Origin of the sequence: Clostridium magnum DSM 2767 (assembly GCF_001623875.1) — a bacterium.
Taxonomy (GTDB): domain Bacteria; phylum Bacillota; class Clostridia; order Clostridiales; family Clostridiaceae; genus Clostridium_AM; species Clostridium_AM magnum.
The window spans coordinates 203,355-226,119 of record NZ_LWAE01000004.1; the positions used below are offsets into that span (position 1 = coordinate 203,355).

At 32.4% G+C, this 22,765-nt stretch carries 24 protein-coding genes; 1 reads left to right on the forward strand and 23 read right to left on the reverse strand.

Features of this window, described 5'->3' with window-relative positions; genetic code table 11:
- Positions 1-20 precede the first annotated feature (20 nt).
- Positions 21-989: a substrate-binding domain-containing protein gene (locus CLMAG_RS17725; protein ID WP_066626268.1), complete on the reverse strand. Its 969-nt coding sequence runs from the start codon at positions 987-989 to the stop codon at positions 21-23.
- A gap of 399 nt (positions 990-1,388) precedes the next feature.
- Between CLMAG_RS17725 and CLMAG_RS17730 the strand changes: the two genes are divergently transcribed.
- Positions 1,389-1,808, forward strand: a complete 420-nt coding sequence (locus tag CLMAG_RS17730) for a TOBE domain-containing protein (protein WP_066625625.1) — start codon at positions 1,389-1,391, stop codon at positions 1,806-1,808.
- Between the two features lie 388 nt (positions 1,809-2,196).
- On the opposite strand, the gene CLMAG_RS17735 is transcribed toward CLMAG_RS17730, so the two are convergent.
- The 22 genes from CLMAG_RS17735 to CLMAG_RS17840 all read right to left on the reverse strand — a co-directional run bounded on the left by CLMAG_RS17735 (position 2,197) and on the right by CLMAG_RS17840 (position 22,765).
- Entirely contained in the window at positions 2,197-2,712 is a 516-nt protein-coding gene (locus CLMAG_RS17735; RefSeq protein ID WP_066625627.1) for a cob(I)yrinic acid a,c-diamide adenosyltransferase, read from the reverse strand.
- A gap of 288 nt (positions 2,713-3,000) precedes the next feature.
- Positions 3,001-3,837: a GHMP family kinase ATP-binding protein gene (locus CLMAG_RS17740; RefSeq protein ID WP_066625630.1), complete on the reverse strand. Its 837-nt coding sequence runs from the start codon at positions 3,835-3,837 to the stop codon at positions 3,001-3,003.
- A gap of 133 nt (positions 3,838-3,970) precedes the next feature.
- Entirely contained in the window at positions 3,971-4,732 is a 762-nt protein-coding gene (locus tag CLMAG_RS17745) for a cobalt-precorrin-6A reductase (RefSeq protein WP_066625639.1), read from the reverse strand.
- Between the two features lie 18 nt (positions 4,733-4,750).
- On the reverse strand, positions 4,751-5,557 hold the full coding sequence (locus CLMAG_RS17750) for a sirohydrochlorin cobaltochelatase (RefSeq protein WP_066625641.1): 807 nt from the start codon (positions 5,555-5,557) through the stop codon (positions 4,751-4,753).
- A 22-nt stretch (positions 5,558-5,579) separates the two neighbouring features.
- Positions 5,580-6,296, reverse strand: a complete 717-nt coding sequence (cobJ, locus tag CLMAG_RS17755; protein ID WP_066625643.1) for a precorrin-3B C(17)-methyltransferase — start codon at positions 6,294-6,296, stop codon at positions 5,580-5,582.
- Between the two features lie 40 nt (positions 6,297-6,336).
- Positions 6,337-7,356, reverse strand: a complete 1,020-nt coding sequence (gene cbiG / locus CLMAG_RS17760) for a cobalt-precorrin 5A hydrolase (RefSeq protein WP_066626272.1) — start codon at positions 7,354-7,356, stop codon at positions 6,337-6,339.
- A complete protein-coding gene (cobM, locus tag CLMAG_RS17765) occupies positions 7,337-8,113 on the reverse strand; it encodes a precorrin-4 C(11)-methyltransferase (protein ID WP_066625646.1) in 777 nt (258 codons plus the stop codon). Before cobM ends, cbiG begins: the two co-directional genes overlap by 20 nt.
- A gap of 71 nt (positions 8,114-8,184) precedes the next feature.
- On the reverse strand, positions 8,185-8,871 hold the full coding sequence (locus CLMAG_RS17770; RefSeq protein WP_066625648.1) for a cobalt-factor II C(20)-methyltransferase: 687 nt from the start codon (positions 8,869-8,871) through the stop codon (positions 8,185-8,187).
- A 30-nt stretch (positions 8,872-8,901) separates the two neighbouring features.
- Positions 8,902-9,471, reverse strand: a complete 570-nt coding sequence (cbiT, locus tag CLMAG_RS17775; protein ID WP_066625652.1) for a precorrin-6Y C5,15-methyltransferase (decarboxylating) subunit CbiT — start codon at positions 9,469-9,471, stop codon at positions 8,902-8,904.
- Between the two features lie 31 nt (positions 9,472-9,502).
- Positions 9,503-10,129: a precorrin-6y C5,15-methyltransferase (decarboxylating) subunit CbiE gene (cbiE, locus tag CLMAG_RS17780; RefSeq protein ID WP_066625655.1), complete on the reverse strand. Its 627-nt coding sequence runs from the start codon at positions 10,127-10,129 to the stop codon at positions 9,503-9,505.
- 19 nt (positions 10,130-10,148) lie between these two features.
- Positions 10,149-11,228 (reverse strand): cobalt-precorrin-5B (C(1))-methyltransferase CbiD, encoded by a 1,080-nt coding sequence (cbiD, locus tag CLMAG_RS17785; RefSeq protein WP_066625658.1) that lies wholly within the window; start codon positions 11,226-11,228, stop codon positions 10,149-10,151.
- Positions 11,229-11,565: 337 nt separating this feature from the next.
- Positions 11,566-12,189, reverse strand: coding sequence for a precorrin-8X methylmutase (locus tag CLMAG_RS17790; protein ID WP_175562186.1), 624 nt, complete (start codon positions 12,187-12,189; stop codon positions 11,566-11,568).
- A 173-nt stretch (positions 12,190-12,362) separates the two neighbouring features.
- Entirely contained in the window at positions 12,363-13,442 is a 1,080-nt protein-coding gene (cobT, locus tag CLMAG_RS17795; protein ID WP_066625661.1) for a nicotinate-nucleotide--dimethylbenzimidazole phosphoribosyltransferase, read from the reverse strand.
- A gap of 232 nt (positions 13,443-13,674) precedes the next feature.
- On the reverse strand, positions 13,675-15,006 hold the full coding sequence (locus CLMAG_RS17800; RefSeq protein WP_066625665.1) for a cobyrinic acid a,c-diamide synthase CobB: 1,332 nt from the start codon (positions 15,004-15,006) through the stop codon (positions 13,675-13,677).
- 64 nt (positions 15,007-15,070) lie between these two features.
- On the reverse strand, positions 15,071-16,339 hold the full coding sequence (hemL, locus tag CLMAG_RS17805) for a glutamate-1-semialdehyde 2,1-aminomutase (RefSeq protein WP_066625668.1): 1,269 nt from the start codon (positions 16,337-16,339) through the stop codon (positions 15,071-15,073).
- 218 nt (positions 16,340-16,557) lie between these two features.
- Positions 16,558-17,526 (reverse strand): porphobilinogen synthase, encoded by a 969-nt coding sequence (hemB, locus tag CLMAG_RS17810; RefSeq protein WP_066625671.1) that lies wholly within the window; start codon positions 17,524-17,526, stop codon positions 16,558-16,560.
- A gap of 60 nt (positions 17,527-17,586) precedes the next feature.
- The gene (cobA, locus tag CLMAG_RS17815) at positions 17,587-19,044 is read right to left on the reverse strand and encodes a uroporphyrinogen-III C-methyltransferase (protein ID WP_066625674.1); all 1,458 of its coding nucleotides are present in this window, start codon (positions 19,042-19,044) and stop codon (positions 17,587-17,589) included.
- A 12-nt stretch (positions 19,045-19,056) separates the two neighbouring features.
- A complete protein-coding gene (gene hemC / locus CLMAG_RS17820; RefSeq protein WP_066625676.1) occupies positions 19,057-19,929 on the reverse strand; it encodes a hydroxymethylbilane synthase in 873 nt (290 codons plus the stop codon).
- Positions 19,930-19,943: 14 nt separating this feature from the next.
- Entirely contained in the window at positions 19,944-20,597 is a 654-nt protein-coding gene (locus tag CLMAG_RS17825) for an NAD(P)-dependent oxidoreductase (protein ID WP_073393183.1), read from the reverse strand.
- Positions 20,555-21,754, reverse strand: coding sequence for a glutamyl-tRNA reductase (gene hemA / locus CLMAG_RS17830; RefSeq protein WP_066625678.1), 1,200 nt, complete (start codon positions 21,752-21,754; stop codon positions 20,555-20,557). The genes CLMAG_RS17825 and hemA overlap by 43 nt, the downstream gene beginning before the upstream one ends.
- 47 nt (positions 21,755-21,801) lie before the next feature.
- The gene (cbiQ, locus tag CLMAG_RS17835) at positions 21,802-22,503 is read right to left on the reverse strand and encodes a cobalt ECF transporter T component CbiQ (protein ID WP_242873070.1); all 702 of its coding nucleotides are present in this window, start codon (positions 22,501-22,503) and stop codon (positions 21,802-21,804) included.
- The gene (locus CLMAG_RS17840) at positions 22,466-22,765 is read right to left on the reverse strand and encodes an energy-coupling factor ABC transporter substrate-binding protein (protein WP_066625680.1); all 300 of its coding nucleotides are present in this window, start codon (positions 22,763-22,765) and stop codon (positions 22,466-22,468) included. Before CLMAG_RS17840 ends, cbiQ begins: the two co-directional genes overlap by 38 nt.

Consider the following 22,765-nt stretch of genomic DNA (forward strand, 5'->3'; position numbering starts at 1 on the left):
TTTTTAATTATGTTATTTTTCTAAATCTCCGCTACTATTTTTCCAGTTTCCTCAAGGTCATAGCCTCCTATCCCCTTAAGCTCTGATTTAAATCCATCTGATTGTAATATTTCAAGTATAGCTTGAAATGGACCTTTGAGCATATCCTCTTTTTTCATTACAAGCTCAAATCGTTCCTTTTGAATAGGAATAAAATCCACATCTTTTACAGATAGACTTGCCATCTCATTACCAATTCCTAAATCAGCTCCCCCTCTAGCTACAGTACTAGCTGCAGCTAGATGTGAAATGCATTCTCTTTCATATCCATTTATCTGCGTTCCTAAGACTCCAATTTTTCTTAAATGTTCATCAAGCAGTATTCTTGTGCCGCTTCCCTTTTCTCTATTTACAATTGTTATATCATCTCGCTTTAGATCTTCCCAGGATAAAATTTTCTTGGGATTTCCCTTTGCTACATAGAATCCCAACATTCTGCATGCTATATGAACAATTATTGTTGGAACTCCAGGCACCATTCTCCTAACATATGGGATATTATATTCTCCAGAATCTCCATCCCATAAATGAGCTGTGGCTATTTGAGCTGTTCCATTATATAATTCATACAGTCCATTATAGCTTCCTACGTAAGAACGAAGGGCTCTCACGCCTTTCGGATGCACTTCAAGGTAACGGGATAATATATCCAATACTGAATCTTGACCACAAATAACCAATCCACTACCTGAAATTGTTTCGCTTTTTAATATATTAGCATTAGAAATAGCACTACTAAGATTTTGATTTAGACGACTTTCTGATGTTGAAGATTTCTTCCTTTTACTACTGTTTTTATATTCTTCTATATCTTTTAAATCTATCCTAAATTTTTTACCAACTTTATATGCGTTTAATTCTCCTCTTTTAATGAGTTCATAAACCGTATTTTTAGCAATTTTTAATATATCTGCAACTTCTTCTGGTGTTAATACTGAATTTTCTTCGATCATTTTTCCTCCTTTTGCTATAAAAATGTAGCAACAACACTAAATTATACTTATTATATTATATCATTACTTTTTATATTTTAACAATTATTGATAACATAAAAAATAAAGTCTCCATTAAGAGAAATCCTATCTATTGTAAATTTACAATAGATAGGACAAATAGCTGGAATACGACATGAAATTTTGATTTTTCAAAATTTAATTATAAATATTAGGCTATAAAAATAAAATATAAATTATCACACTAGCTTCTATATATAAAATTACACACTAATTATCAAAAATGTCATTTTGTCAATAAATAAGTGCTTTTATTAACACATTGTCAAAAATCACACCATGTGATATACTATTTATGAATTAATTGTAAAAAAATATTATTTAAGGAGTATTATTATGAAAATTAGTGCAAGAAATCAATTTATCGGAAAAATTATCGAAGTTAAAGAGGGTGCAGTTAATGCTATAGTTATATTAGAAATTGCTGGTGGTAATAAAGTTTCATCTACTATCTCTTTAAACGCTGTTAAAGACCTTGAAATTGTAGTTGGTAGAACAGCCACTGCTGTTATTAAGTCAACTTCTGTTATGTTAGCTAGCTCCAATCTAAAAATTAGCGCAAGAAATCAACTAACTGGAAAAGTTATTGAAATTAAAGAAGGTGCTGTTAATAATATAGTTATAGTAGAAATCGCTGGTGGTAATAAAGTTTCTGCTACTATCTCTGTAAGTGCTGTTAAAGAGCTAGAAATTGCAGTTGGTTCAGAAGTTACTGCTATTATTAAATCAACTTCTGTTATGTTAGCAACTGAATAACTTATTATAAATTTAGCATCTTTCATATAAGCTGAATCATAGAATTCAGCTTATTTTTTATAAAAGCAATCGTTATTTCTGAACCAAAAATCCCATAACACTTCATAAATAAATTATAATATTGAAAATTATTTTTTCCAACACGATATAGTCACGTTTTGTTTATTTATCTAACGTTTGATTATAAACCTCTCTCTATTTTATCACATATTGATAAGTTATATTTTAGCCATAATATAAAACACCCTTTCTTAATCAAGAAAGGATGTTCTAAGCTATATTAACTATAATTTTTTGTGTATTTTTTAATTATGTTTTTAAGAATATATAAATTGTTGGAACACCATAAATTAACTGACCTAATCTTTCAGCAGAATCTCCCATTGATTTAATCTTCTATACCCTTTCTTGCTGGAACACCTTGAGTATAGTAATGTTTAATCTCTTTCATTTCTGTAACTAAATCTGCTTTTTGTACAAGTTTTTCATCTGCATATCTTCCAGTAAGAATTACTTCTACATGCTCTGCTTTTTTATCTAACATTTTAATAACCTCTTCAACAGAAAAAAGCTTATAATGTATAGCAATATTTATTTCATCTAGAACTACAACATCATATTCTCCAGAGGTTAAAACTTCTTCTGCTCTTTTCAATCCCTTTTTAGCCAATTCTATATCTTCCTTAATTGGATTTCCAAATATGAAAGCATTTCTTCCAAACTGCTCTAATGTAAAGGTAGTCAAATACTTAGGTGCATTTAATTCACTATACTCCATCCCTTTAGTAAATTGTCCAAAAAAAACTTTTTTTCCTGCACAAACCGCCCTAAGTGATAACCCTAAAGCACAAGTAGTTTTCCCTTTTCCATTACCAGTATAAATCTGAATATACCCTTTTTCCATGATAATTCCTTCTTTCTAAAAGATTTTTACCTGACTAACTTGGCGTAAGTCTCCCACTTCATATGAAACTCCTCTTCCTAGCGTCAGAGGAGTACTCACAGAGTAAGCGACCATCACCAAATCATAGATTTGGGATGTCTGCTTGACCGATTCACACAAAATCGTAGATTTTGGTTCTCTGCTTAACTGGGAGTTCAACGCCAAGTAAGCCATGCATTCGCAGTTCTAAAATTCAGATGGGGTAAAAGAATCCCCATCTGAATTAAGATCTTGCTTCAATATAATAAGCTATATGTCCATTTTACTTAAAGTTTTCACAGGATACATCTTACACATATCCAGCTTTTCTCCCAGCTTTAATGCATAATCAAGGGAAGCTGAGTCTTCATATATAATTCCCAAAACGTTCCCACTGTGAGCACCTATTATTCCTAATCCAGCTGTCTTATTTTTTATATTTATTACTTCTTGTAAAAATTCATACTGAAGTCTCTTTTGATTTCTTACAATACTTTCAGTAGATACATAAGCAAGCTTTTCTAAATTTTTCTCTTTTATAGCTTCTTCTAAGATTGGAAGTAAATCATCAACATCACTTAGAGAGGGTAAATTTTTATTATTAAATTCCACTGTGTCTACAACCCTATTTCCCTCAAATGCAAGTATGTTATAATTCAGGTAATCCCCCATAGTTTTCTTATATAAACCCTTCTTATAATCAAACAGCGTCATTTTTTTAAAAATAATACTATCTGTGGGCTCTATTTTTATACACTGTTCTACTAATTCTTCTTCATTAAATACTTTGTTAAAAAGTTTCAGTAAACAATAATATACTCCACATAAATCTGCTGTACTACTTGCTAAGCCTTTGCCATAAGGTATTTGAGAATTTATTTCAATATCAAAATCTTTATAGTGTGCTTCATAGTCCCAAAGCTTTAAAACATTCTTTAGGAAAGCAGCTGATTTTTGATTATTAAATTTTTTCTCAGCATTATTACTTTCAAAGACCTTAACGGTAGTATAAACATTTACTGGACAAGATAGTAAAAGATCTTTGCTATTTATTCTACCCTGCAGCACTTCTCCGAAGCTTCCAGGGTAATTTACTGTAAACTCCATAAGCTACACCCTCTACATACTGATTCTCTTATCTTAGGCATCTGAAAAGAAATAACAAGTCAAAGATGCCCTTAGTTAATTGCCACCAGTCCTTCTTTAGCAAAAGTACTAGTGGCACTAAATTTTTACACTTTTAGCTTTGTACCAGGTACTCAACTAAATTTTCTATATTATAAAAGACTTTTTTATATTCCACTGATTTTCTTCCAACTACAATTGCATATATGCAGTTATCTACACAGACCTTAAGTTTTTCTTCTGTCCCCCCTGCAGTTCCACTGTCTTTAAGAATGATAGCTTTAGCTTTATACTCTTTAATGAAAGCACAATTAAATTCATAACTTATAGGGCCTTTTATTGCAATTATGTCCTCAATATCAACACCTTTATCAATACATTCCTGCATAACCTTCACAGAGGGCAAAACTCTGTGAATTATTCTATTCTTCAGCTTCATCCCTAGTATTTTGTCCAAATTTCTACTGCCAGTAGTATTTAGTATATTTCCATCTATATCTTTCAGTTTATTATAAAGTTCATCATAATCCTTTACCTCTATGATATATTTTTCATTCCTAAATTTATCTACAGTAGAAGGTCTTTCATATCTAATATACTCTATGCTAAGAATTTCACAGGCTTTCATAGCATTCTTTGAAATTTCTATTGCATATGGATGAGATGCATCTACTAGCTTATTTACTCCCTGTTCTCTAAGAGTATCTACTAGTTGATCAAAAGCAAGTGGTTTTGTATTTAGATTTGCATACTTATAATCCTTTAAAATTTCACCACCATATTCTGTAGCAGTAGAAACAAATATATCTTCTGTATGATTGTTTAAAAGGGAGAGAATTTTTCTCCCCTCAGAAGTTCCAAGAATTAATCCTATCATAATTAGAAATCTCCAATCTTAGTCTATCATTAAAGGATTTCCGTCAATACAATCTCTCAAATGCTGTACATATATATCTTGATAAGCTTTATTTTCACCTAATCCATGAAGATAGATGTTGGTCTTAATATCTTCATTTTCAAGCTGACTTTTCCATGAATCTTCTTCATCACTAGCCATATCATTTGTTGCATGATCCCCTGCTACTAACATATATGGCATTAAAGTAACTTCTCTTATATTTTTTTCTTTTAATTTAGGAATTATATTTTCTAACATTGGATAACCTTCTACAGTTGCCACATAAACGTTATCCAGCCCATTATCATTTAGTATAGACTGAAGTAGTGCATAACAAGCATTAGCTGGATGAGTTGATCCATGTCCCATTAGCACTACTGCTTGCCTTTCATCCATTTGTGGAAGCTGAGTTTTTAACGCTTCTACTGCTATTGTATAATCTTTCTCTCTGTATAATATAGGTCTTCCCAAGACTAATTTATCAAAGCATTCTTTATATTGGTTCACTCCATTTATTATCTTATCATATTCATCTCCAGGCATGATATGAAGCGGCTGAACATAAACCTCAGTAAAACCATCCTGTTTCATTTTCTCTAAAGCTTCTTCAGTTCTGTCTATATGAATGTTATGTTCTTTCTTTAATTTATTAAGTATCATGTACGAAGTAAATGCTCTTCTTACTTCATATTCTGGAAAACACTCCTTTATTCTGTTCTCTGTGCTTTCAATACAAGCCTTAAATGTGTCAAAAAAACTTGTTCCAAAACTTACTACTAATATACCTTTTTTTACTTCACTCATTTATTTCACCTCTGATCTTGTATTATACTTGATATCCTCTAGGAGTTATAAATTGTCCATCCTTTATATAACTTTTACTATTTCCTATTATTACTATAGAAAACATATCAACTTCACTATCATCAAATGTTTCTAGTGTAAATATTGTACTTTTCTCACCATCTCTTAGAGCATTTTTAACTACAGCTACAGGAGTGTTTCCCTGTCTATGATTTCTTATTATATCCATACACTCTTTAAGGTAAAGAGGTCTTCCATGGCTTTTAGGATTATAAAGAGAAATAATAAAGTCTCCTTCTGCGGCTAAGCTTACTCTCTTCTTTATTAAATCATATGGTGTCATAAGGTCACTTAAACTTATATTACAATTATCATGCATTAGAGGTGCTCCTACTATTGAAGCTGCCGCTGAGGATGCTGTTACTCCCGGAATTACTTCTACCTCCTCATCTTCTCTCATTTCTAAAATAAGTCCTGCCATACCGTAGATTCCAGCATCTCCAGTACTTACTATTGAAACTACTTTATCTTTAGCAAGCTCTAATGCCTGTTTACATCTTTCTACCTCTCCACGCATACCTGTAGAAACTACAGCTTTATCCTTAATTAATGGATTAATGAATTCTATGTATTTAGTATATCCTACTATAACTTCACTTTCTTCAATGGCTTTTACTGCTTTTAAAGTCATATAATCAAGTCCTCCTGGACCGATTCCAACAACGTATAATTTACCCACTTTAACACTTCCTTTTCTGCAATTTTATATTTTTGTTTTACTATATATCCAACTCTCCTATACATACAGTCATACCATTAGCCTTAATTTTTTCAGTAATTAGTTTTGCTCCTGTTAACTCTACACATGGCTCACAGACTGCCCTCACACCTATAGTTTTTTCAACAAAATTACTTCCTTCGTATTTGTTATGTACCTTATTTATCTCCTCAATAGAAAATATTTTAAGCTCACAGCCCAAATATTCTGCAAGTTTTAATATGGCCTGCTCATCTTTTTTTACTTCCACTGTACCAATGAATTTTACAGATCTCTTATCTATATTTCTATCCTTTAATAAACTTTGTACAGTTTGCCTCATGTCATCAGAATTAAAGTCTTTTCTACACCCAATGCCCAATACTATATCCTTTCTTACTAACTTTAGAGTAAATATTTCTTTATTTTTATTATATAAATTATTCTGATTGCAGTTACTTATATGGTTATATAATTTATTAGTAACATAAACTATTCCCTCTGACTCTTCTAAATTATTAGTATATCCCTTAGGAATAGATATATTAGATTTATCATCAATAAAACCCACTTTTTTCCCATCTACTAATAAAGCAGCTATATTTTTAGCATCCTTAAGATTATCTATTAATAACCCGTTATTTTTTGCAATCATGTCTGGAGCTGTTATTCCCATATTATCAGTAGCTGTAGTAATTACAGGTGTACTATTTATCATTTGAGCAATTGTTAGTGCAAGCTCATTAGCACCACCTAAATGTCCACTCAAAAGACTTATTACAAAATTCCCACAGCTATCTATAACTAATACTGCTGGATCTTTGTCTTTCGATTTTATATGCTCTGCTATAGCACGAACTGCTATTCCTGTAGAACTTATAAATATTACTGCTTCATACTCTTCCATTACCTTTTTAGCAATTTGTTTAATACTAAAATCTTTTATAGTTGTTTTAGAGTACAAATTTATATCTAATTTATGTTTTAGTTTTCCAGAAATAACATCTCCAGATTTTGTAACACTAATTACTGCTATTTTCATCTTTACCTTGTCTAAACATATGAGTGAAGCTTCCATCGTATAAAAGACTCTTATCATACTCACAGTTTATAAAATCTCCTACAAGTATCTGAGCTGTCTTTGTTATATTTTCCTCTTTTACTTTTTCTGCAATATCATCTAGTGTTCCAATAACACATTTTTGATCTCCCCAGGTTGCCCTTTGAATTACTGCTACTGGCACATTTCTTCCATATCCCTTTTTCAATTTTTCAACAACTTTATCTATCATGTTTACAGATAGGAATAAAGCCATAGAAGCCCCTATGCTAGCCAGTCTTTCTAAATTTTCTTTTTCTGGTACAGGAGTTCTACCTTCTACTCTTGTAAGTATGATTGTTTGGCTTACATTAGGAAGAGTAAATTCCTTCTGTATAGCAGCCGCCGCTGCTGTAAATGAACTTACACCAGGTATAACTTCATAAGGTATATCTAATTTTTCAAGTTCATCCATCTGCTCCTTTATAGCTCCATATATAGCCGGGTCTCCAGTATGAAGTCTTACTGTCTTCTTATTTTCTTTATGAGACTTTGCTATAACATCAATAACTTCTTCTAAAGTCATTGAAGCAGAATTATATACTTCTACATTCTCCTTACAATACTTAAAATGTTCATTGCTAACTAATGAACCAGCATATATTATTACATCTGCCTCTGATAAAATTCTTCTTCCCTTTACTGTTATTAAATCTGGGTCTCCTGGACCTGCTCCTATAAAATACAATTTATTCTCCATCTTAAGTCTCTCCTTCTTAATCAGTTTAGTCATCTGAAATATACTAGCGACTAGTTGTTTTTGAAAACACCTTAATCTCTTTGCGCTAAAATAAGTGACATATAGTCTCTATTCTGTAATATTTCTTCTCTATCTCTAAGTACCTGCTGTCCTTCTCTATAGGCTCTCTTTACAAATACATATCTAAATCCTTTTTCCTCAAGAGTATTTAGAACCTGCTCTTCCAATCTATATACTTTCATTATTACTACAAATTTCTCATCTGTTATTTTATCTACTTGATTTGCTGGAAAAATTGTAACCCTTTCATCTCCTATAACTATCATCTCTCCTGCAAGACTAGCTGCTGCACAGAAAGAAGTAATCCCAGGTACTGTTTCAGTATTGTATCCTTGTTCTTTTATATACCTTAATAGATATATATAAGTACTGTAAACAAAAGGATCACCTATTGTTAAGAATGCTATATCTTTCCCTTCATGAAGCTTTTCCTCTATAAATTTAAAGGCTTGATATATTTTTTCTTCCTGCTCTTCTCCACCCATAGGAAAATGTTTTATTATAACTTCTTGTTCTTCACTTATAAAGTTTCTAGCTGTATCTAAAGCTATACTGCTTCCTCCATCCTTTGCAGATGGTGCTATTATAACTGGACATTTTTTAATAGTATTTACAGCCTTAAGGGTTAGTAGTTCCTCATCTCCTGGTCCAACACCTATGCCGTATAAAGTTCCTAGTTTTTTAGTGTTACTTTCCATATCTGTTCCCGCCCTTCTACCTTTATGTTATTAATTTTCTGGCTTTGTTCCTGTTAAAATAAATATACTATTATTTGCAGACATCATATAGCTTTTTCCTCTAGTTTTATTTATAGAAACCTGTATACACTCAATGTCGTAATTTAAAGCTTTTAAAGTACTCATAGATTTATATAGATTATCTAGTGTAATAAAATTCAAAACCATATTACATCCACTCTTTAGTTTTAAATGACAACGTTTAATTATGTCTTCTATATTTCCACCGCTTCCTCCAATGAATATGGAATCGAATAGCATATCTATTTTTTCTTCCACCTCTAAAGCTTCACCGGATATGACGGTTAGATTGGAAACATCAAATTTTTCGATGTTATTTTTTATAGCTTTTAATGCTTCCTCATCCTTTTCTACAGCCACTACCTCACCCTTAGTACAGATTTTAGCTACTTGTATACTTACGGATCCTGTGCCCGCTCCAATATCCAAAACTTTATAGTCCTCTTTTAACTGCATCTTTGCAGTACTTAGAATTCTTACTTCTTCTTTAGTCATAGGACAATCGCCCCGAATAAATTCTTCGTCTTTTATATAAATCATAAATAGATTCTCCTCCTGAGATGAAATATAATTACATAGTAATCTTACTTAAGTTTTCTACTACCACTACACATAAATTACCAAATTCCATATTCTTCATTTCTTCTATAGTTCCTATAGTGATTTTTTCATCATCATAAGAAAGATTCTCCCCTACATAAATCTTTGCTTTAATACCCTTTTGTTCTAATACATTACACATGTAGGAAGGGGAATGCTTAGTATCTGTAAGCCATATTGAAAGAGGACTTGTTTCTACTATTTGGTGGAAACTTTCCTCTCTTCCATGAAGACTTCCTAGGAAACTGCCCTGCCAGCTCTTGCCTAACCTTCCCATCATATATTGAAAAGAACTAAGCCCAGGTATTACTTCAATATTTTCGGAGTAATTCTTTTTTAAATAATCAGTCACACCATAAAAAAGAGGATCTCCTGAAGCTGCTATTGATATATTTTCATATTTATCTGAATTAACCAAACTTATTATTTCTGAAAGCTTTTTCACAACAATTTTATTTCCTTCAATGAAATCCAAGCTTTCAATAGCTCTTTCAAACCCAACAATTAAATCAGATTTTTTCATGATATCTACAGCCTTAGGTATTATATAATCCCTATTCCCAGGACCTATGCCTACCACATATACCTTGCTACTCATAATAAAACCTCTATTCCTTTTATTCTACACTGTTATACAATATTCCTCTATCCATAGAATACATAATGACATCCGCTTCAATGGTATCATATGTATACTGTTCTAGTTTCTTTTTAACCTTAATCCCTATATTCTTATACAGTTCCTCATATCCATCTCCAAGAAGTCTTACAGCCCCCTCAGTAGTTTCTTCATTATAAACTTTTTCAACTAACTCTTTATCTTTTCCCATTAGAGCAAGTTCTAATGCTAGAGTTTCTAATCTCACATCACAAACTCTACTGTGAGTATTAAAGCATCCTGAAGCAATCTTGCATAGCTTACCTATGTGACCAACCATAACAATCTTCTTTATGTCTCTACCCATACAGCAGTTCAAAGCAAACCCAACATAGTTAGACATTATAACCATCTTATCTTTGTCAAGCCCAAGCTTATTTGCCATATCTTCTCCCATATTACCAAACAAAAGTATTAAATTCTTTTGTCCCTGTGCAACCTTTTGATTCATTTCAAGTTCCACAGATTGCATAAGAGCTTCTTCAGACATAGGCATTACTATACCTGTAGTTCCAAGTATGGATATTCCACCTAGTATATTAAGTCTTGGATTGAAGGTTTTCTTTGCTATTTCTTCCCCTCTAGGTACAAATATAGTTATTTCTATTCCTTTATCCTTAGGAAGTACTTCTTTTACTTCTTTTTCTATCATCTTTCGTGGAACTGGATTTATAGCTGGTTCACCCTTTTTTACATAAAGACCATCACTATGAACTACACCAACACCTTTTCCACCTTTTAAAGTATACCCATCATTTCTTTTTTCTGCTCTTGCCCATATTTCCAAACCATGAGTAGCATCAGGATCGTCTCCACCATCCTTCACCACACAACACTCAACATAGTTTTCTCCCCGGTTTATCTTTTCTATAGGGAGTAAAAGCTCTATTCCCTTCGGAGTGTCTATTTTTATCTCTTTCAGTTCCTCTCCAAAGTAAAGCATCCGAGTCGCCGCCTTCGCCGCTCCAGTTGCACAAGAACCAGTGGTATAACCACACCTTAGCCTTTTTCCATCACAATTCACGTACATATCTAACATAATATCACCTTCTCATGAGTGGTTCGTAATTTTTGCTTCTTTCAACAAAATCTTCAGCTAGCTTCATTTTTCTTACATTTATTTAGACAAATAAGTTTGAAAGTTATTTTTGTGAAGGTATATATAATCAACTCTGAAAATACATTTAACTGACTTCTTAGTACTCTTAGATTATAAATTAAGAAAGACTTAGAACTTTTGTTTGTTTGAGCATCAAGCGAGTTAACATAAGTTCTTAGGCTTTCTGAATTTATAATCTTTAGAGTACTTGATGGCAGTTAAATGTATGAAAGAGTTGATTATATATACCTGGCGCGAAATTAACTTTCGAGGACACTTATCTAATTATCATGTACATAAGTGCATTAACTATAGCTGCTGCTATATTACTTCCACCTTTTCTTCCTCTTATAGTTATCATAGGAATATCTAACTTTTCTATTTCTTCTTTTGATTCAGCTGCCCCTACAAATCCTACAGGTGCACCTATTATAAACTTAGGATTTGCTTTTCCTGCTATTGTAAACTCCTTAAGCTTAAATAAGGCTGTTGGCGCATTACCAAACACAAAAAATTCTACGCCTTCTTCTACTGCCTTTTCTACCGCAGCCATGGAACGAGTGATTCCTCTTTCCTTAGCAATCTCCGCAATATCTTCCCTTCCCACATAGCACTCTACTTTACAATTTAATTTTTTTAGTGTGGCTTTGCTGATGCCTGATGCAGCCATATTAGTATCTGTATATATAGTTACACCTTTTTTGAATAATTCAAGGGCACTGTCTATTGATCCCTCTCTAATATATGTCAAATCCTTTAATTGAAAATCCGCTGTAGTATGTATTACTCTCTTTATTATTTGAAGTTCCCTATCAGAAAAATTATGGTCGCCCATTTCTTCTCCGATTATTTCAAAACTTCTTTTTTCTATGTCCATAGGAACTTTTATATAATCCATAATATATCCTTCTCCATTCCTTAACTTTAGCTTATTATCTATATGAAGTGAAACTTGAATCATATGGTGTTTCAACTCCATATGATTCTTAGTTGAACGAATCCAGGAACTTAGTGCCACTTATGTCTCCGCTTGAAAAAGCAGGGGGATTAGTGGCAGTTAGTTATCGGATGAACTTAATTTTTTTTCTCTCTAATATCTACATAAGCGCTTCTATTTAGTGCTGCCTCTTCATAGGTGGCCATATTATTCATAGCATGCAGTGCTGCTTCAATAATATTGAATGCTAAAGGGCATCCTGAACCTTCCCCTAATCTCATTCTTAGATTAAGCATTGGGCTTAAACCTAACTCCTTCATCATATACTCAGCGCCTGGCTCTGCTGAAAGATGTGAGGGAAATAAAAAATCTTTAACCTTAGGGTTTAATCTACAAGCACATACTGCTGCTGCTGAAGATATGAACCCATCTATTACTATAGGAGTTCTATTCTTTGCAGCTCCTAAAAAGCAACCACAGATTCCAGCTATATCAAATCCTCCAACTTTAGATAAAACATCTATAGGATCATTTTTGTCTGGTTTATTTATATCAATGGCTCTCTGTACCACCATTTTTTTATTTACATATTGTTCTTCTGTAAGGCCTGAACCTTTTCCTACTACAACATCAACTGGAAAATCTGATAAAGCACTTAGTACTGCTGCACTAGTAGTTGTATTACCAACTCCCATCTCACCTGTACCTAGCAAGTCATATCCATCTTTAACCAAGTTGTCCACAACTTCTATACCTGCTTCAATAGCTTGTATAGCCTGTATCCTAGTCATTGCTGCTTCCTTAGCAATATTTTTTGTTCCATATTCAACTTTCTTATTGATTACTTTAGGATTATTAATATCACTTTTTATGCCTACGTCTACTACAGTAACATCTGAATTGGCGAACTGAGATAAAACACATACACCAGTTATACCTTTTGTAAAATTATTAGTAACTATAGCTGTAGTTTCCTGAGGGTTATTACTTACTCCTTCTTCACAAACTCCGTTATCTGAGCACATAATAACTACACTTTTTTTATTTATTTTGTTATATGTTTTTCCTGTAACTCCTGATATTTTTGCAGCTATTTCTTCTAATTCTCCCAAGCTTCCTATTGGTTTTGTAAGACCATCTATTATATTCCATGCTTTTTCTACTACTTCTTTATTAGCTGGCTTTATGCTAATCAGTGTTTCTTCTAATAATCCCATGTTTTTCCCCCTTTTTTCTTACATCCAATATATTATATAATCTCATAGTATTATTTAGATAGGTGTTTGTAATCTAATATCTTAGTAGTTACATGTATTGATATAAGTATCCCAGATAGCACATTTAACAATTTTAAATTAGCTCTTGGCAAGGTACTTAAGAAAATTTAAAGTTGTTAATAGTGTCGAAGTGATGCTCATATCAATACATGTAACAGCTCAGGACCTTAGTTTAAACATCTAAATTCAACAAGTTCTTTAATATATCTATATTGCCGAAGAAATGAACATGTCCATAAGCTCCTAATACATTATTTTTTACATACCCACAATTCCATTTTTTTAATTCCCCATCATACATTTCTTTTGTAAGAAGATAAACTTTTTCATCCTCTAAACTAACGTAAGATTTATGAAACTCATGACAGTTTATTTCCATACCCGTTGACAAAACATTATTCTTCTTTTCTACCTTAATCCTAGCATACCCAAAGTTTTGAAGAGTCTTTGTCATATGAGTAGTTCCTTTAAAAAAACCTACAGTGCTAAAATTTTTTTCTCCATCTATACTTTCTATAGCTTCAGTAAGATACATTAGACCGCCACATTCGGAGTAGCATTTTAAGCCTTTTTCCAAGCTCTCTTTTATGCTATTAAGCATTGATTTATTTTTGCTAAGCTCTTCTATAAAAACCTCAGGATATCCACCGCCGATATAGAGAAAATCTATATTATCCGGTAGTTTTTTGTCCTTTAAGGGGCTGAAATATACAACTTCGCCTGCCTCTTCTAAAAGTTCTAGATTTTCTTTATAATAAAAACTGAAAGCCTTATCGTACGCTACTGCTATTCTTATTGCCCTACTCTCCAAATGATACTTATCATCATAATTTTCAGTCTTTTTGAAATAACCTAAAAGAGTTTCCACATCTACATGCTCCAGTATTAAATCACTACATAAATCTATTTTTTCCTTTAAATCATCAACTTCGCTACTTTGCACTAAACCTAAATGTCTACTCTTCAGAGAGAGCTTTTCATTCTTAGGTACATATCCGAAGACCTTAATATTACAATTTTTCTCAACTGCAGCTTTTAGTAATTTATAATACTTTTCACTTATATTATTAAATATAACTCCAGATATATTAACTTTTTCAAAATTTAATAACCCATTAAGTTCAGCACATAATGTAGCACTTTGAGCCTTAGGTGTTATAACTAATAGTATTGGAAGGTTTAAAACTCTAGCTACATGAGCAGTAGAGTATTCCGAGTCTATACCTTTACCATCATAAAGTCCCATTACACCTTCTACTATACCTAAGTCACCTATACCTCTTGAAAAAGATGCTTTAACTCCTTCTTCACCCATAAGAAACAAATCTAAATTTCTTGAAGCTTTACCAGTTATATAACTGTGAAAGGCAGGATCTATGTAATCTGGCCCAACCTTATATCCCTGTACATCGAATCCCTTTTTCATCAAAGCCTTCATAATTCCCAAAGTTACAGTAGTCTTTCCTCCGCCACTGCTATTGGAAGATATAACCAATCCCTTCAACTACCTCACCACCTTTTTGCTTAACACTGGTATTACACTACCAGTGCTAAGCAAAGTATTAAATTTAGAACTTTCTCGCTAAATCTATAAATTTTTCTATATCTTCTTCTGTGTGCTTTACGCCTATGAACATAGCTTCAAACTGTGATGGTGACATAAACATTCCACCCTTTAGCATATGTTCAAAGAATCTTCCATATAATTTAGTATCACAAGCTTTTGCTTGCTTGTAATTAGTAACTTCTCCGCCTTCATTAAAGAACATAGTCATCATATTTACACGTCTATTTATAACTAGAGGAAGACCTTTTTCCTTAGCTACTTCTTCTGCTTCTTTTTGAAGTTTTTCTGCTATTTTATCCATATAATCATAGTAATGTGGATTATTATAAAGCTTTGTAACTGTTGCATATCCAGCCGCCATAACTATAGGACTTCCAGACATAGTTCCTGCCTGATAAACTGGCCCCATAGGTGTTAACTGTTCCATTAAATCTCTTCTTCCACCATACGCACCAGATGGAAGCCCACCACCCATAATCTTAGCAAAAGTTGATAAATCTGGCTTTATTCCATAAAGACTTTGAGCTCCTTTATAAGCTACCCTAAATCCAGTCATAACTTCATCAAATATTAGTATAGTTCCATGTTTTGTACAAAGTTCTCTTAAGTCCTCTAGGAACTTCTGCTTTGCAGGTATAACTCCCATATTTCCTGCTATAGGTTCTATGATAACTGCTGCTATATCTTCAGGATACTTTTCAAAAAGTTCCTTAACACTTCCTATATCATTGTACTGAGCAATTAAAGTATTTTCTATGCTACCCTTTGGTACTCCTGGTGAGCCCGGTATATTTGATGTAAGTACTCCTGAACCTGCTTCTACTAAAAATCCATCAAAATGTCCATGGTAACAGCCTGCAAATTTTATAATTTTATCTCTTTTAGTACATCCTCTTGCAACCTTCACGGCACTCATAGTAGCCTCTGTCCCAGAGTTTACCATTCTGATCATATCCACGTTGTCTATTGTAGTGCATATATGCTTTGCCAATTTTAATTCAAGATCTGTAGGTGCACCAAAGGATATTGCATCTTCTACTGTATCCTTTATTGCTTTTACTACATCTTCATCACAATGCCCTAATATCATAGGTCCCCATGCACTAATAAAATCTACGTACTCTTTTCCGTCTTCATCAAATACATGTGCTCCTATTCCCTTTTTTATTACAGGAGGGTCTACATCTAATCCTACATAGGCTCTAACAGGACTGTTTACTCCACCTGGCATGTATATCTTTGATTCATTAAATATATCTGAATTTCTCACTATCTTCATCTCCCAATTACTTATCTTTTTATAGTCCAATCTTACCCGATGACTACCCGCTCTAATACTCCCATCTTCTTCAAAGTGTATGTTACGAGCGGCTACGTCCCTGGATTCGTTCAACTAAGAATCAGTTGGGGGTTAAATGCCTAAATGGCATTTAACGGGCAAAGCCCCGGGTCGTAGACGAAACCCCATCTGATTCAAGTTTCACTTCATTATTCTTCTTTTAGCCATCTAGCTGCTTCTAAAGCATAATAAGTTATAATCATCTTTGCTCCTGCTCTTTTTATTGATGTTAGCATCTCCAAAGCAATTCTTTTTTCATCTATAAGTCCTGCCTTAGCTGCAACTTTAATCATGGCATATTCACCACTTACGTTATAGGCTGCTACTGGTACATCATATCTGTCTCTAGCCACTCTTATTACATCTAGATAAGACAGTGCTGGTTTAACCATTATAATGTCTGCTCCCTCATCTATATCATCTTCAATCTCAAGCATAGCTTCTCTTACATTTGCAGGATCCATTTGATAGGTTTTTCTATCTCCAAATTCAGGAGTTGAGTCTGCTGCTTCTCTAAAAGGACCATAAAAAGCTGAGCAATATTTAGCGCTATATGCCATAATAGGAATGTTTTTATAACCATTCTCATCTAGAATATCTCTTATAGCATCTATTCTTCCATCCATCATATCAGAAGGAGCTATCATATCTGCACCTGCTTTAGCATGGGATAAAGATATTTTAGCTATGTATTCTAAAGTTTCATCGTTATCTACATCCTCACCGTGAATTATTCCACAATGTCCATGACTTGTATATTCACACATACAAACGTCTGTAATAATGTAGATGTCCTTATTTAATTCCTTTATTTTTCTTATAGCTTTTTGTATTATTCCATTTTCATCATAAGCTCCGCTGCCACATTCATCCTTATGATCTGGAATTCCAAATAATATTACACTTTTAACTCTTACCTCTGTCATTTCTTTTACTATTTCGTGCAATCTATCTATAGAAAAATGATAGTTTCCCGGTAATGATGAAATTTCTTTCTTAATATTTGTTCCCTCTACAACAAATATAGGATATATAAAATCACTTGGGTGAAGGAAAGTTTCCCTAACCATAGATCTTATAACTTCATTTTGTCTAAGTCTTCTATGTCTTCTAAACATCTCTCATTACTCCTTTTATAATTTACTTTTATTACAATTCACTATTTTCTTTGCTATATGTTAGCTTTCAAGCAACTTATCTATAACACCCTTTGTAGTGTATTCATCACAGATTTCGAAGCTTATTTCATGTTTTTCTAAAGCTTTACCTGTTATAGGTCCAATAGATATAACCCGCTTTTGCTTTATTGATTCTAAACCTACTATTTTTATCATATTTTCTACTGTACTAGGACTTGTAAATATTACTGTATCTACTTCTTCGAAAGAATCTTTATTTTGTGAGCTGCCAGTTACAGTTTCATAAGCATGGCACTCATCAACTACGCATCCCGCTTCCTTCAATACAGCCACTAAATAAGGTCTTGCATTTTTAGCTCTTGGTATAAACACCTTATCTCCTGGTTTTACAACATTCTTCATAGCGTCGAATAAGCTTTCAGCCACAAATTTTTCTGCAACAACTTCTGGGATAATACCCCTTTGTTTAATTGCTTCTTCTGTAGCAGGACCTATAGCTGCAAAGGTTCCTTTTATTTTTCTTACATCATAGTTTTTATCACTTAAATAATCAAATAGGCTATTTACCCCATTTACACTAGTACAAACGATGTAATCATAATCACTTAATTTATTTACAAACTCATCTAGATTCTCAGTAGTGCGTTTTATTTCTATAGAGTTTATTTCTGTAACCTGAGCTCCTAAATCTATTAATTTTTCTCTTATTTCTTTTGACTGTTCTTTCGTACGTGTGATGCACACATTTTTTCCAAATAATTGCTTCTTCTCAAACCAATTTAACTTATCATTGAACTTAACAACTTCACCAACTACTATTATACAAGGTGAATGCAGCCCCGCTTCTGTAGCTTTTTCCTTTATATCTGCTAGTGTACCTACTACTTTTCTTTGTTTAGCAGTAGTTCCTCTCATTACCACAGCACAAGGTGTGCTTTCACTCATTCCATTTTCAACTAGTTTTCCAGATATAAAACCTAAGTTTTCAAAGCCCATTAAAAATATAAGTGTTCCACCAATTGTAGCTGTTGCCTTCCAGTTCATATTTAACTTTTCAGCACTCATTCCAGTAAACACATGAAAGCTCTGAGCAATTTTTCTATGAGTAACAGGTATTCCGCCATAATTTAATACTGAAATTGGTGAGGTGATACCAGGAACAACTTCGAACTCTATTCCTTCATCTATAAGTCTTAAAGCTTCTTCCCCACCTCTTCCAAATATGTAAGGATCTCCACCTTTAACTCTTCCAACTATGTGCCCTTCTTTAGCTAATTGTACAAGCATATCATTTATTTCATCTTGAGTTTTATAGTGACAGCCTGGTTCTTTTCCACAATAGTATAGCTTGCAGTTTTCATTTAAATACTTTAAAACCCCTGTGCCTGATAATCTGTCATACATTACTGCTGTACATTCTTTTAACTTTCTTACAGCCTTTAGTGTTATAAGTTCCTCATCTCCAGGACCTGCCCCAATAAGATAAACTTTTCCCATTTTAAGTCACCCCTATGCACCTAATATTTTTTTAGCTAAATTTTTACCTAATTCTAAATAATCTTCTTTTCTTCCTCTTATATCTTTCTTTATTAATTTAGTTCCTATCTGGAATATTCCTACAATATTAATCATATTTCCTTCTAATTCCGCATAGGCTCCTATAGTTGAATGACAATCACCCTTTAATTCCCTCATAAAGCTTCTTTCTGCCTCTACACATATTCTCGCTTCTGGGCAATCAAGTATTTTAAATAATTCTCCATTTAAACTATTCTTTTTAACCTCTATTCCTAAAGCTCCTTGTCCCACTGCCGGTATCATATCTTCTACAGCAAAATAATCAGTAATAATGTTTTCCATTCCAAGTCTCTTAAGTCCAGCTGCTGCAAGTATTATACCGTCTAAATTTTCTCTTTCAATTTTATCAATTCTAGTCTGAACATTACCTCTTATAGGTACTATTTCTAAATCAGGTCTTAATAATTTTAACTGGTCAGCTCTTCTGTTGCTACTTGTACCTATCCTGGCTCCTTTTTTTAATTCCTGAAAATGTACACCACTTATAGATACAAAGGCATCTCTTACATCTTCTCTTTGTGGAATCGCTATCATCTCAAATACCTCTGGAATTTCGAAGGGTACATCCTTCATACTATGTACAGCTGCGTCAGCTTCTTCCTCAAATAACGCCATCTCGATTTCTTTAACAAAAAGTCCTTTTCCACCTATTTTATCTAAAGTTACATCTAACCTTAAATCTCCTGTAGTTTCAATAAGGAGTTTTTCCGCTTCTGCATTATGCTGTTCTTTCAGCATCCCTATTACAGTATCTGCTTGAACCTGAGCCAACTTACTTCTACGAGTTGCTATCTTTAGAGTCAAAATATATCACCATCCTAATCTTTAAGTTCTTCATAAAACATTTTTAATATAACTTTTTCTCTTTCCTTTTCATAAAAGAAATAAAAATCATCTGAGCATATAAAATTCATTATTTCTTGTTTTTTATGCCATTCTTTAATTCTATTTCTAACAGAAGATGAAAAGCTTATAAATTCATCATATTTTTTCAGTTCATTTTTTATTTTATTTGATAAATAGACTGAAGTTTTAGGGCTAACGCTTTTTGTATGTAACCCAAAGAAGATGTTTTCAGTATTCCTTTGACAAGGTGTAATACATGTTCCCTCTTTTGGATCACTGCAATCTATAAATAACTTATATAGTTGCTGACAGTCAATTCTTATCTGTTCATTTACTTTCTCAGAATTAGTAGCAATAATAATAAGATGTTTATCCTGTATATATTTTTTATTATACTCATCAACTATAAAATTAATATTGTTACAGTTTTCTAATCCTTCGAATTCTTCTAAGAATTCCTTCGATACAATGGATAATTTGCACCCTCTCTTTGCAAAAGTCCGTGTTTTAGTTAATGCAGCCTTTCCACCGCCTACAATAAGTACATTTATCTTTTCGGATATAAGGGAAAGCATTGTATATTCTATTCCGCTACATAAAATATCTTTTGTATTATCCTCATACACTCATTGACACTTCCCTTCAACTGCTCCTCTTTTAATACATCTATAGCTCTATTTATAAAAGCATCTGATGTACTTTTTAATAACATTTCTGCTAGTTTATCAGTGTCTTTTGTTCCTCTTTTATTTTTAAAGGTTTTATATCTATCTTTATATACTCTTTCTCCAGATTGCTTTAACTTTATTATTTCCTGAGAAATACTTTGCAAACTTTGCCATTCCTCAAACTCTTTTATGTATTTATCTAATATAAACTTATTTTCCTTCATTATGTTTTTTCTCAATTTTCTATTGTTATCATCCATACGACTGACAGTGTCAATATCATATACCTGAACATTTCCTAAAGTACTTACATCCTTGTCTAAATCTCTTGGAACTGCTAAATCAAATAAAATCATCCTTCTATTATTAGGCAAATCATCTTTTTTTATTACAATATGAGGTGCTGAAGTACATGATATTATACAATTTACTTCTTCATAATATTTTATCTTTTCTTCAAAAGGTATTACTCTTACTCTACCATCCTCAATATTCACTACTTTAGGATCTCTTACTGCTATATACAGAACCTCAAAGGCTCCTGACATTATATATTTAGCAGTTAACTGACCAACTTCCCCAAAACCTAATATCATAAATCTGTTCATGCCTTTTTTTCTACTTTCACTAACTGCTATAGAAGAAGATGACACTGGTATTTTATATAAGTTGGATTCAGTCCTAAACTCTTTTCCACAGGTTACTGCAAGATGAAAAAGCTTTTGCAATTCCTTGTGTATTGTTTTTGCCTTCATTGCAGTTTCATAAGCCTCTTTTACCTGTGCTAATATTTGATCTTCACCTAGTATCAAAGATTCAAAGCCACAAACTACTTTCATAAGATGTTTTGTAACTTGTTTTTCTTTGTAATGGAAAATATATTCCACTAATTCTTTATCCCAGTTTAAAACCTCAAATATTTCTTCAACTATACTTGAATCTTCACACTTGGAGCTAAAATATATCTCCGTTCTATTACAAGTACTTATTATAAGTACCTCATCACATATTTTTGATAAGTTTTTTAGGGAATTTTCACAACGCTTCTGTATTACAGAAAACTTTTCCCTTATTTCAAGCTTTACGTCGTCTTTAAGTGCTATAAGCTGTATCATAACATCAACCCCTAATTATACTTAGAATTAAAGCTTTTTATTATTTATCATACTTTTATATATATAATCATAGCTAAGCTAAATATATATATACATATACTTCCCATCCTTAAGTATGAAAAATTAAAATCCTTTACTAGATAAGGCATATATCCTCTATAACCTCTACTATCAATACCATCCTTTATATTTCTCCATCTATGCATGGTATTTACAAATAAAAGCCCTGCCATTTTTCCTGTGTTTGTTATTTTTAATTTAAAATTATCAAATCCACCTCTACTTTTAATGGAATTGTACAAAATTGAATACTCATCATTTATAACTACTAAAAATCTTTCCATAGTCTTAGCTATATCACATATGTCCTTTAGCCATTTATTTTTAGCCATAATATTTAAAACGTCATCTATAGGGGTAGTCAATGCAAAGAAAGATAAACATAATCCTGCAGATAAACTCTTAAGTATAACTACTCCACAATAACTTAAACCATAATCTAGCACAAAAGTTATGGATGAAATAGCTGCAAAAACAGCAATCTCAAAAGCGAATTTAATAACTACATTTTTATTATTTTTACAAAGCATATGCAAAAGAATAAATATAATTATATTTATAATTATAGGAATGCTTCTATTAGTAAATCCTATAATTATAATAGGCAATATACTTAAAAATACTTTTTCTACAGGATGTATGAAAGCTATCCTACTGGTTCTTGACAGCGCCATTATTAGTCTTAGCATTTTTCTTCTTTCCTATATAATATCCTATAAATACAGCACCTATAGAAGCTTGTAATGCAAATAATAGACTTTCTATTTCTCCTGATGGCGGTTCCCATACATGATTAAACCAAGGCTTATAATTACCATTTACTTCCTTAACAGTCTCTTGTATTTGATCATCTGCGCCTCCGAATTCTCCACCTCTAATTGATCCTATACAGTAAGACCCTACTATTAAGAACACACATATAACACTTAAAATCAAGTTTTTCTTTTTCAA